This is a genomic window from Marivirga tractuosa (genome assembly GCF_042140215.1).
Taxonomy (GTDB): Bacteria; Bacteroidota; Bacteroidia; order Cytophagales; family Cyclobacteriaceae; genus Marivirga; species Marivirga tractuosa_A.
The window spans coordinates 1,317,903-1,329,875 of record NZ_CP159478.1; the positions used below are offsets into that span (position 1 = coordinate 1,317,903).

Consider the following 11,973-nt stretch of genomic DNA (forward strand, 5'->3'; position numbering starts at 1 on the left):
TAATTCCTTTGGATTCCGATGTTTTGATATTAGTTTTGTCTCTATTCTGTCTCTGTTTTTTATTTCAAAAATATAGCGTAAATTAGTGGCGAAATTATGTTACATACTGATACATTGAGATACATCAAGTGACATCAAGATACTTATTATGAGCTCTAATATTCGTTTACCTAAAATTTGTGAAGAGTGCGGTGAAGAATTTATCGCCAAAACAACGGTGACCAAATTCTGCGGTGATAATTGTGCAAAGAGAGGGTACAAAAGACGTAAGAGAGAAGAAAAAATAGCTAAAGTAAAGCCAGTTGAAAAGCAAAAGCTAGATGTCAGAATGGAGAATATAAAACTGAAAGACTTTATCAGTATCCAGGAAGCTTGCAAATATTTAGGCGTAAGTAGAATGACTATTTACAGGCAAATCAAATCTGGAAATATACTGGCTGGGAAAATCGGTAGGAGAACCATAATTGATAAAACTTCAATCCTTAAACTTATTTCATCATGAAAGTCACTTTAAGAGAAAGAAATCAAGGTAAGACGATTAGTTTGTTTTTGGATTTTTATGACAAGGGCAAGCGCAGAAAGAAAAGTCTAGGCATTTATTTAGACCCTGATCCCAAAAACAAACGGCAACGGGATATCAATAAGCAAAAACGTGAGATTGCTGAATTGAAAAGGAATGACATGGAACTTGCTCTTTTAAAAGGGGAATTGAAATTTGAAAAGTTAGGTAATCAAGAATTCGTTTCATTTTATGATTACTTGCAGAAGGAAGCTAATAAAAGAATTTATAACCCAAATACTTATGCCAACTGGCAAAGTATGATCAAGCACTTTAAAGCTTTTAGAAAAGAAGATCTTGATATTTCGGAAGTAGATAGAAATCTTGCCAATGATTTTAGAAACTATATTGACAATAAAGCCAAGTCATTAAAAGGCAATGTTAAATCGGCTTTATCTGCTTCTACGAAAAATTCGTATTTCAATAAATTTAAGGCTGCATTAAAAGAAGCCTATCAACAGGAGCTAATCGAAAAGGACGTAAATAGATTTGTTAAAGGCTTCCCTGAACCTGAAACGGAAAGATCGTATTTGGTTCCGCATGAACTGCAACAGTTAGCTGATTCTGAATGCGAATCCCCCTTGATCAAAGCAATGTTTCTATTTAGCTGCATTACGGGCATGCCGTATAGCGATATTAAGACACTTAAAATGGAACATGTACACGAAGTAGAATCTGGAAAATATAGATACTATTTCAATAGACAGAAAACTGATGGTTCTAACTACCTCCCTATTTCAGTACAGGCAAGAAAAATCTTAGATTCCGTCCATCTTAAGAATAAAGCATTATTCTCTGAAGTAAAAGATCATAAAATGATTGCAGTTTTGAAAAGTTGGATTCCAGATTCCAGATTTAATAAACATATTACCTTCCATTGTGCCAGACATACTTTTGCTGTTATGCAACTAGCAATGGGGACAGATATTGCAACCCTTCAAAAACTGATGGGACATAAAAATATTAGTACTACTATGATTTACGCTAAAATCGTAGATAAATTAAAGGAGGATGCAATAGAAAAAACAAACATAATTAACCTTAAATTGATATAGATGAATTACTTGAATTTTGATCAACCAATTATAGTAGATATCAAAAAAAATCCTAAACCATCTGATTGCGATATATCCATAAAGGATTTGAAAAAAGATCAGATACCAAAAAATCTCAAATCAGACTTCACCATAAGTAAGGAATTTAGTCAGCGAGCTTATAGAGATGCTATAAGAAATAAATTACTTATAGCTAACAAACCATACATCTTGAGATTCTTTCTACACCACTTTGATTTGCAGGATGACCCCTTAAAATGGTTAGATGCTGTTGACCGAACAATTCGATATGAAGAACCAGATATTAGTGCAAAATATATTGAAAGTTCTAATTTAGATACTTTTATCGAAGTAAAAGAGGTCATTGAATTAATAATTAATGAACCAAGATATCACTTCGAAAAACTAAAAATAAATAAGTCTAAAAATATCAGATTAAAATTTAGTCGACCAGAAATATCACTTTTAAATCAGCTATTGGTTAGAACAAAAGTATTTGAAGAGGACGATTTACACTTATTAGAATCAGTTCTTTCTAATAATTTTGCTTCTAAAGAATCGCAGGGTAATATTATCAAGTCACAATTAATGAATAATCGTTACTCATACAAGGAAAAAAACATTGATAGTATTGAGGAATTCATAAATGATCTTAAATATTTTTTAAAAGATATAAAAAATAATTTACACTCTTAGCATCTGAAAGTCAGTGTTTTGCAGTGATAATTACTCTACCCTTACTCCATCCCTTTTCTCAAATTTTCTTTTCTCCTTTGTTGCCAACATCGGAAGATAAAAGCGCTTTTTGATTTCTGATGATTTCATGTTTAACATTTAAATCATTAAGAAATGAAAAATTTATTAAAAGACGAGCAAATTGAGCTTTTAGAATTATTTAAAAAGGCTCAACAGCAGAACAAGAGTATTCTCACCATGAGTGAGGCAGCGGAATTTATGGGCTTATCCATGTCTTATTTGTATAAGCTTACTCACTGGAATAAAATCCCCTATTATAAGCCGTCAGGTAAAATAGTCTATTTCAAAAAAGAAGATTTGGAAGATTGGATGCTTCAAAACCGATCTACTACTGAAAAGGAAATAGAGGCTATTGTTGATGAGGAGCTTAAAAATACTGGAAAATGATAGAGCAGCGAATAAGAATCGAAATGGAGCTTATTGGATTAGCTCTGGAAGGCAGGTTTGTCAATTTGACCGATATTTTACAGCCAAAGCATTTCACTAGAAACTTGGGTGCAAACCATCAGATGATCTGGCAAGCTTGTAAGGAATTGTATCCTAAATCCAGTATTAATCTCATTACCCTCTCCACTCATTTGAGAAGGAAGTATGATTTGCAGTATGGCTCCTATTTATGCAACTGTTTGGCTTCAGTGGTAAGTAATAATCCTGCTGAAATGGCATTGCATCTACTGGAATTTAATTTTCGGGATTCATTCATTGAATTGACAAAGGAGGAAATAAAGAACAATCCTGCAAAAAGGGAAATACTGGAGGAAATCCTAGAAGAAATCCAGCATCCAGCTAATGATATTATTCAACTACTGGATGACTTGACCTTATATTCTTTGCAGGAGAAGCTTGACATCTACGATAAATTTATAGAGTTCAGAAAGAGGGTTCACAAGATTACAGATGCTATAAAAGAACTAGCACAAGTAAGATCCTTGATTACGCATTTAAAACAGATCAAAGGACTTCCACTAGATACTGATAGAGTTTTGGCAATTCAAGAATTGACTGAACTTCTCATAATGGTTTTAGGCAGCCAAAAAATGCCTGAAAATTTTAATCAAACACTAAAGAAAATCAAAGATGAATACTTCAAATAATAGATTTAGAGACTTTAGAAATCAAAGAAGCACTGAAAAGGAAAATAGGTATGAATACCCTATAGAATCGTTTCCAGACGAAATACAACAATTAATTTTAGAAATGAAAGAGAAGCTTGATACTCCAGTTTCCTTCACAGGTTCAACTATATTAACTGCATTTAGCACGGCAATTGGTTCTAGTATGTATGTAAAAACAGCCTTAGGAAAAACGCATCTTTCTTTATGGACTTGTTTGGTGGGTATTTCAAGCTCAGGGAAAAGTATTGCTTCCAATGAACTGTTTCAACCGTTCTATGAAATTCAAAATGATTTGGATAATGAAAGGGAAGAATCAGAATTGAGAATGAATGAAAATGATAGGGAAAGGGCAAAATTTAAACAGGTTATGTATTCGGATGGAAGTGTACCTACTTTAATTAAAGAGTTACTAAAACCGAACCCTAAAGGTATTCTTTTTGACACAGATGAGATTTTAATCTGGATAAATGGCCTCAACTCTTATGGCAAGAATGATACGGGTGGAGATGAACAGATTTGGATTAAAATTTGGGATAATAGAACCTTAAGGAAGGTTTTAGGCGGAAATAAAATCTTTAAAGTAAATAAGCCGTTTGTTAATATTTATGGAGGTATTCAACCCGCTTTACTTTATAGATTATACGATAAGGGTAAAGACTATTCTGGTTTTAGCTACAGAATTTTGTTTGCGTATCCTGAACAAAATAAAATTGCTCTTCCAAAATTAGATGTCCCGATTGATCAATCACTAATTAGAGAGTATTCAGATCTGATCAAAAGGTTATACAATGAATTAGAAGACGATGAATCGATAGAAATTCAACTTAGTGCCAATGCTTTTGATCTATATGATAGTTGGATTAAAGATAAAACCATTGAAAAAAATAACCTTAAAAATCAATTTGAACTGGAACACTCTGCCGGCATATTTGGTAAAATGAAAATATACGCTTTGAGGATTGCTGGTATTCTGGCTGTAATAGAAAGAGGTTATGCTTCTAATGAAGTGAAAGCTGAAATCAAGATTGATGCCGAGGTAATGATGAAAGCTATTAAGTTAGCCGATTACTACCAGGGGACAGCCATGCAGAGTTTGATTGCAGCAAGACAGAAACAGCTTGCACCACCAGTTGTAAAACAGCTTGCTACCTTACATAATAAGGGATTGAATTTTCAGGAGATAGGGGATAAGCTTTACTCTCACCTCAAAGGGGATACTAGAAGACAGAGAGCTAGAAGGGAGTTTTATAAATACTCTGAGATGTATCCTGCCATATTTGGTTTGAAAAACACATAAGTTGTCACAAATAGACTTTAAAGCCCTAAGTCACTATAAAACAGTGATTTAGGGCTTTATTTATGTAGCTTTTTGTGACTTTTTAAACTTTAAACAACTGATTTACTTCAACTTACCTTTTTTATTTTGTGACAAATAAGAGGTTACCTACTAATAGTAAAGTGTCACAATCGACACTTTGTAAGGTATTGATTATCAGGACGCAAATTTAAGGTCGTCACAGAAAAATTAGTGTAACTATTTGTTTTTCAAAAACTTGCCTCGATTATTACCATTGTGACACGACCCTAATAAATCTCTTTTAATATTTCTCTTTATTTTATTTAGCATATACTTTTAAATAAAATGCTAAAACAATGGTATTTTGCTTTATTATAAAATGACCAACTTGAAATTTGGCTGCAATGACGCTTTGTTTTCTAAGGAACGATTAAAATTCTTCAAAATATGATTTTATGAATCTACTTGGTCGGTAACATTGTTAGCAGATTGCCTAAATCTATCATCTTTTAATAGCTGATCAAATATTCTCATACTTTTTTCTTTATAATCATCTGACTCTCCCACACTTCGAAGACTATTGTAGGCTCCAAGTAAAATTTTTACAGGGTCATCATCATAGTAGCCACTTTTGGAAATATCGGGCTTATGATAATTTTTAAACCTAGAAACAAGATCAATGCACTCTTTTGGGTACTTCTTTGCATTTGACAACAAGTACTCATAAAAGTAATGAGGAGAGCTTTTTACAACATTAGATTTGGAATACTTCACAAGTAAAGGATAAATCTTTATAAAGAAATCTTCTCCCTGATCATCTAAGTGCAAAAAAGCAGTAGAGTACTCCTGTATAACTTTCTCATCCTTGCTATCCAAGAATTTGAGAAATAGCTTTTTAGCTCTCTTTCTCGATATAGAATTTTCGTTTAATAGATTACGAAATGCGACATCTATCATTTTTGATCGAGCTTCTTCGCTTTTCTTCAAAAATTTATTTAAAAGACCATAGCATTGTTGCTGGTCATCAATCCATAGTAATGCCAGAATAACAGCAGAATCCCCATGCATTTCTTCGTGACTCAAGGAAGTTTTGAAGTAAGGCTCAAGCTCTTCAAAAAAATATTCGGCTAGGCATTGAGCACTTCTAAGTGTATATTTCAGTACTTCAATTTCATTTTGCTCTGCCGCTCGCAATAATACCTTTAGTGTTCTGTCTTTATCAAGGTCCATAAGGTAGTAGAGTTGAGGCATTAATGTTGCTTTGACCCCAACACTAAAATCGTCCAGAACTTTATCAACGGTATCAAATATTAAATCTTTATAATCAAGATAGGAGAATAAATAAGGTATTTTGCTAACTGCTGCACCTCTTACTGTATTAATTCCATGTTGAATTGAATCTTTTACTTCTTTGTTAGAAGTAGGATCTTCATGGTTAAGTGCCGTATTACATAAAAAAATAATTACCTCATCATCACAATTCTTTGTATTAATAAGGTAACTACTTATCGATAGAAGCATCCTATTATTTAAACTATCAAGGGGAAGATTTAGTACTTTTTTGAATAATCTCTTAAATTCATTTGTGTCGTATTCACTTGCTTTTAGACCATCTAGTCCTGAGATTAAATAACTATGATCAACTTTGTCCTCTTCAATCAATTTTTCGATAAATCCTGCAAAATATAGAGGTCTTTCTGATACTTGTTTTTCAAAAGCCCTTGAATGTTCTAATTTTGATCCTTTCCAAGGGCCATAACCATGAAATCGCTTTACATCATATTGAATGAATGAGTTTTCCCATTCTTCGAAATTCATGTTTTCATAGGCAGACAAAGAAAGAGGTGAAGGAACTGCTCTAAGAACACTATCTTTTGATTTTTCTTCTTTAAATTCTCCAAATTTCCGTTCAAGTTCTTGATAAACTTTTCTTAGTAATGGCTGCTCAAACAATAAGTCATATGGAATAGCACAGAGATATTCATATTTAATCCATCCAGAGCACTGCAGGTAATGATATCTCTTTCCTTCTTCATTGATATAGACTCTGCAATCCTTCTCAGGCAAAATGCCAAGAACTAGATCATTGACTTTTAGCCTTTGTTCATCTGTAAAGTGTGCATATGATTTTGAAATTAGCTGCCTTACATAATACCCTGCTTTGGATGAAATCTCAAAGCCTCCCTTACCTGAGTATGACTTTATTAATTCAAAAATTAAGTCTATATATTTTTTTGGTTGTTCTTGTAAACCGATGGTTATTATTACAAGAATGGTTAATGAATAATCGTGTAAGTGATCACTAACAAACTTTTCGTATTTTGTAGGGTTCTCAATTTGTAGCTGTTTGCTTTTATCGATTAAAAGCTCAAGTACTTCTTCAAAGTCGTTATGATTTGACCCAGGATATGCAAAAGAGTAAGGTAGGTCAAAATGTAGTTTCAATTCATTTTCATCATACAGTTTTCTGTTATTTATTGACTTTATAAAATTGAGTGTGAAATCAAACATTTGCTCAAGATCATTTTCAAATAACTTCTTAAATAGCTGACAATCATCGTATCCTAAGTTAATTTTATAATCGTGGGTTTTCTGTGATTTGATCTTCTTTCTTAGGTGTTGGCCATAAATTTTTAATGTCCAAAGCAGATTGTCTTCAGAAGCATCCTTGAGAATATGATAAAACCCATGGGTGTCTTTTATAATCTCATCGTCAGCATACTTTTCGAAAAGTTGAGTAGCTGAGGGGTGATCCCACTTTTTGATAAAATATAATAGTCTATAAACAAATCTGGCCTTTTCTGTAAATTCAGGAAATTCAGTAATAATCAAAAGTATTTGCTGCCTGCTTTCAGGAAGAAGCCTTCTGAAGAGATTAAAAAGCTGATTTAATCTATATTCGTAAGGCTTTTGTTGTTTTCCAAGTACTCTTCCTATTAGGTCTTTGAATATATAGTTGTGTGATTGTTGAGAAACTAGTTTTTTTAATTCATTTTCTTGATGCAAAAAACCTAACCAGGCAGACGTATTTATTGCCTCCACAAAAATTTCTTTCCAAATTTTACTACTTAGAATCTGTCGACTTACAAAGTGCTTTTCAGAATCATTTGGATATTCTCTATAGCCCAATTCAGTAATAAGTAAGACTTTTATGTGGAATCTGAATTTGGAATTGGTCAAAATCCTTTTTAAAATATTTATGTATATCTCCAGATCATGATCCCTCAAGAAGCTCATCACCATCTTAAGCTTTGCTCTTATGTATAGCCCTTGATGATTACTTAATATGTACTTCTCTATGGATTTACCGCTCTCAACGAATTGTTTTGCGAAGCAATAGTCAAAGAATGTCTGATGAAAAAATTGAATCTCAGCCTGAGATTCTACTAGCAGCCCATTACTTTTTAAGTACTCAATTGAACTAAAATACTTTTCTTCAATTTTAAATTTGGAAAGGTTGATGCTCGAGGTTCTGTCCATTTGAGACGCGACTTCGTAAACAGCTTCCTTACACCATGAACCATGCGTATATTGAGTGATTTTTTGATACCAAAGCTCATTATATAAATCATGTAATGTTTGAATACCGTGCAAGGTTTGGTTTCCTGAACTGACTTTACATAATACGTTCAGGTGATGAGGTACCCGGATCAACTCTAAGAGTTTAGGATTTACTTCTTGCTGGTCTATTTCCTTCTCCTTCAGAACCTGCTGTACATCTTGTGGCTCAAGTAGCCCAACTTTTATGCTTTTTTGATTAGATATGTCGCGTAGATCAGCATCGTAGTTAAGGTCATAAGTTCTGACCGATATAATAATTCTTACGCCACTAATGGTTGCGAGACTATTGATAAGTGAAAGAAATGAATCAAGATATTCTCTCTTCGCAGACATGGATTGTGAGAGTGCATCTAGTTGGTCGATCAATATAATTACGTAATCATTTGTTACAGCAAGTGTTTCTACTAGTGTTTCAATAGGAAGGTCAAAATCCAATCGCTCCTGAAGCTCCTTTTTGGTTTTGGGATAATATTTGTCTGCCTTAATACCTAAGACAGGAATTTTTGCAGTATTTAGCTCTTCATAGAGATCTCTGGTAATAACACTCTTGCCATAACCTGCATTACCTTCCAAAAGTATAATTCCTTTCTCATCCTTACCAAGGGGGTTTTTGATCCATTCCATTAATTGTCTTGTCTCTTTTCGAGGAATATGAGAATCTGCCAGGCCTTCGAAATATTGATTGATATTTTGAAGGTGACAAGATGATAATTTAAACTTTTCTAATATCTCTTTTGATGAGGGTAAGGTAAGTCGAGTGAAATAACGATTGTATATGCGTTGGTTTTCTGGTTGCGAAAGTTGAATCTCCAATTGGCTAGGTACTTTCCAAACTAGCTTGATGTCTAGCTTTTTAGCCTCATCCTCTATTCGGGTTTGTATTTGTGATTTTTTTTGATTGGGGTCTCGGTTTTCTGTAAAAGGCTGATTAATATAGAATAAAACCTTTGATAATTCAGGGTTCTTCTTTTTCGCGCTTTGAAACGCCTCAATCAACTTTGATTTCCTTTTTGTAGGGTTGACATCAAGGAATTTTGCTTGAAATCCTATATAATCTTCTCCAACCTTAATAGGATCAGCTTCAATACCCGTTTGGTTTTTATACGAATGAATGCCAAATGGTCGGCTATATTCTTGACAAAAGAGCTCATAAGCAAGTGCCTCAAATGCATCTTGTTCTTTGCCAGAGAATTTTTCCTGAAAGATTGCCCATTTTAATTCTATCATTCTGTTACACTATTTTTTCGCTTTCTTTACTCAAATATTTTGAAGGTTTAGAAAGTCTTAACTTTTCCTCATAGGTGTTTTATAAATTCTAAATCTTTTTGGTTGCTGCTTCATTTTGAGATAATTCTTTCTTGCTACTTAAACCATGCTGGGTCATTTGATTGTTGGATTTTTTTATTTTTTGGTGAGTCATGGCTGAAAACTTTTATTGATTTATATCCCCCTCAAAAACCTCCTTCAAACAACTTTGCATCAGCTGCTCTATTTGTATTGTACTTTCTTCAATTGCCCTTTCCAACTGATCACAAAATGACAAAAAAGTATTGACCTTTTCTACGATGACCTTTTGTTCTTCTAAAGAAGGGATTCCAATTGGCATTTTTCTAAAATCACCAACATTAACACCTGGTAATGCAGCACCTTTTGTTTCTCCTTTCATATATTCTTGACCATACGGGGAATCAATTACGGTTCGTAAAAAAACATTATCCAAATTAGCATTAATTGAAAACCGCAATACATGTTGAGTTATATTACCTCCTGTTAATTCTTTCTGAACAAAGGCAGTTTTACCCAAAGTACCCCCATCTTTTGCAATCAACAAATCGCCTTCCAACAAGGTAGTCTTAGAGAATTTTTCAGCTCTTTTTGGATCACAATAAACTATAGATTCTAATGATATCTCACCATTAATCATATCTTTAATTCTGACGGTAGGTATACCGTCACTTACCCACACTGGCTTTAAAATCCCATATGTTATTGTTGAAGTTGGCTTAGTTAATTTAGAACATCTTGCCCATTCCCAACTATCAGGCAATTCATAAGGAATTTCATCTGCATGAATTGGTGGCAAAGGCTTTTCCTTCTTAATCTTCTTCTCTTTTATCAGCTGCTCTTTTTCAGCTTTGATTTTTTCAAGTAAGGCTGAAGCGGGCTCTACATCTGGGTTTTCAGCACGCCATTTTTTAGTGAGTTTGCCTTGCACGGCTAATTGCAATACGGTTTCTCGTAGTTTTTTTACGGTACCCTTTTCGGTAAAGAATTCTTTAAAATGAGGTATTAAGCTTGTCCACGCTTGTTCCGTAGACTGAGTACTTAATTCACGTAGCGCACTTGTAACATAATCTTCTTTCAGCTGTACTCGAAGCTTAGTTTGTACTTCTAATTGTTCTAATTCCTCAAATAGTTGCTCAACTATTTCAACTATAGCTTTCTGTTCATCTAGGGGAGGTAAAGGAAAATATAAACTAGCAAAATTGTTTCTTGATATACCGCCAATAATACCTGTCATACTTTCCTTAAATGCATTTTGAAAAGATTTTGAGCCATATACAGCTTGGATGTACGTAGGATAAATATTTGCAAACTGTTTAATTGCATACAGTTTATTACCGAAGCAAACGTCCTCTTCGACAATCCCCATTTTTTTCCCCGCACTGCCCCCTTCTGAACAAATTAAGACTGACCCTTTTTGAGCAATTTTAAATTGTGTTTCATTAAATGGAATTTTTATTCCATTTTCATAATTGATGGGGTCGTTAAGGTAGCCTACATCTTTTGTGGCAATGTATGGATATCCATCGGATAACCCTTCGTACTTCGACTCCTTTAAATTTTTATTAATGCTATCTCCATTGAATACAAAACCGATATTTCCGATTCTAGCCCACGCCCAGCTATCTGGAATTTCGAAATAGACCTTATCCATGTCAACAATGCCAATATTATCCTTTCTGATTGTCTTTTCTTTAATTAATTGCTCTTTTTCGGCTTTGATCTGTTCTAGTAAGACTGACGCAGATTCTACATTAGTATGCTCACCTCTCCATGTCTTAGTTAAATTCCCCTGTATTGCCAATTGCAGAATTAAGCCCTTCAGCTGTTCAGCATTTTTTGGAAGGTTAGTAAGTTCCTTAAATTGTTGTATTAGCTTCATTATTTCTCATTAAATCCACAATTCAAGAGCAATTCATCTATCCTCTTATTTGTAACATCAATTGCCTCTAAATAAGAATGTTTATCCTTAATATTTATTATTAAGTTGTATAACACACCTAACCCAAGACTCTTTCCTCTATGGGATTCATTTGTATACCATAAATTTATTTCTTTATGCAAATCATTAAACATACCAGATAAGGAAGAAACTATCTCTCCATCAAGGGATGCTACCGAAAAGACTGCTCCTGATTTACTCCTAATTTCTAAATTCTTTTGGAATTTCTCAAAACTGCTTAGTTTTGGATTTATAAGTTGTTCATTTAGGTAATATGAATGGATTAAGTCTTCTGGAATTTCTTTATAGAAAGTAAAATCGTATTCAGGATTTGCCACTTTAATATCCTTTAATGCATCTTCAAAGGAATAACTCACATTATTAAATATGATAATTCTGTCCAT

General features: G+C 33.4%; 9 protein-coding genes. 6 read left to right on the forward strand and 3 right to left on the reverse strand.

What is annotated here, in order from left to right; genetic code table 11:
• The first annotated feature begins 148 nt into the window (after positions 1–148).
• The 6 genes from ABWH96_RS06005 (at position 149) to ABWH96_RS06030 (ending at position 4,782) form a co-directional block, all read left to right on the forward strand.
• Positions 149–502 carry a helix-turn-helix domain-containing protein gene (locus ABWH96_RS06005; RefSeq protein ID WP_375580580.1) on the forward strand — a complete coding sequence of 118 codons (354 nt, stop codon included), beginning with the start codon at positions 149–151 and terminating at the stop codon, positions 500–502.
• Positions 499–1,614 (forward strand): tyrosine-type recombinase/integrase, encoded by a 1,116-nt coding sequence (locus tag ABWH96_RS06010; protein ID WP_375580581.1) that lies wholly within the window; start codon positions 499–501, stop codon positions 1,612–1,614. The genes ABWH96_RS06005 and ABWH96_RS06010 overlap by 4 nt, the downstream gene beginning before the upstream one ends.
• Entirely contained in the window at positions 1,615–2,310 is a 696-nt protein-coding gene (locus tag ABWH96_RS06015; RefSeq protein WP_375580582.1) for a hypothetical protein, read from the forward strand.
• 153 nt (positions 2,311–2,463) lie between these two features.
• Entirely contained in the window at positions 2,464–2,757 is a 294-nt protein-coding gene (locus ABWH96_RS06020) for a helix-turn-helix domain-containing protein (RefSeq protein ID WP_375580583.1), read from the forward strand.
• On the forward strand, positions 2,754–3,464 hold the full coding sequence (locus ABWH96_RS06025) for a DnaB-like helicase N-terminal domain-containing protein (protein WP_375580584.1): 711 nt from the start codon (positions 2,754–2,756) through the stop codon (positions 3,462–3,464). The genes ABWH96_RS06020 and ABWH96_RS06025 overlap by 4 nt, the downstream gene beginning before the upstream one ends.
• A complete protein-coding gene (locus ABWH96_RS06030) occupies positions 3,448–4,782 on the forward strand; it encodes a DUF3987 domain-containing protein (RefSeq protein WP_375580585.1) in 1,335 nt (444 codons plus the stop codon). The genes ABWH96_RS06025 and ABWH96_RS06030 overlap by 17 nt, the downstream gene beginning before the upstream one ends.
• A 453-nt stretch (positions 4,783–5,235) precedes the next feature.
• On the opposite strand, the gene ABWH96_RS06035 is transcribed toward ABWH96_RS06030, so the two are convergent.
• The 3 genes from ABWH96_RS06035 to ABWH96_RS06045 form a co-directional block, all read right to left on the reverse strand.
• The gene (locus tag ABWH96_RS06035) at positions 5,236–9,570 is read right to left on the reverse strand and encodes an NACHT domain-containing protein (RefSeq protein ID WP_375580586.1); all 4,335 of its coding nucleotides are present in this window, start codon (positions 9,568–9,570) and stop codon (positions 5,236–5,238) included.
• Positions 9,571–9,775: 205 nt separating this feature from the next.
• A complete protein-coding gene (locus ABWH96_RS06040; protein ID WP_375580587.1) occupies positions 9,776–11,509 on the reverse strand; it encodes a restriction endonuclease subunit S in 1,734 nt (577 codons plus the stop codon).
• Positions 11,509–11,973, reverse strand: coding sequence for a hypothetical protein (locus ABWH96_RS06045; protein ID WP_375580588.1), 465 nt, complete (start codon positions 11,971–11,973; stop codon positions 11,509–11,511). The genes ABWH96_RS06040 and ABWH96_RS06045 overlap by 1 nt, the downstream gene beginning before the upstream one ends.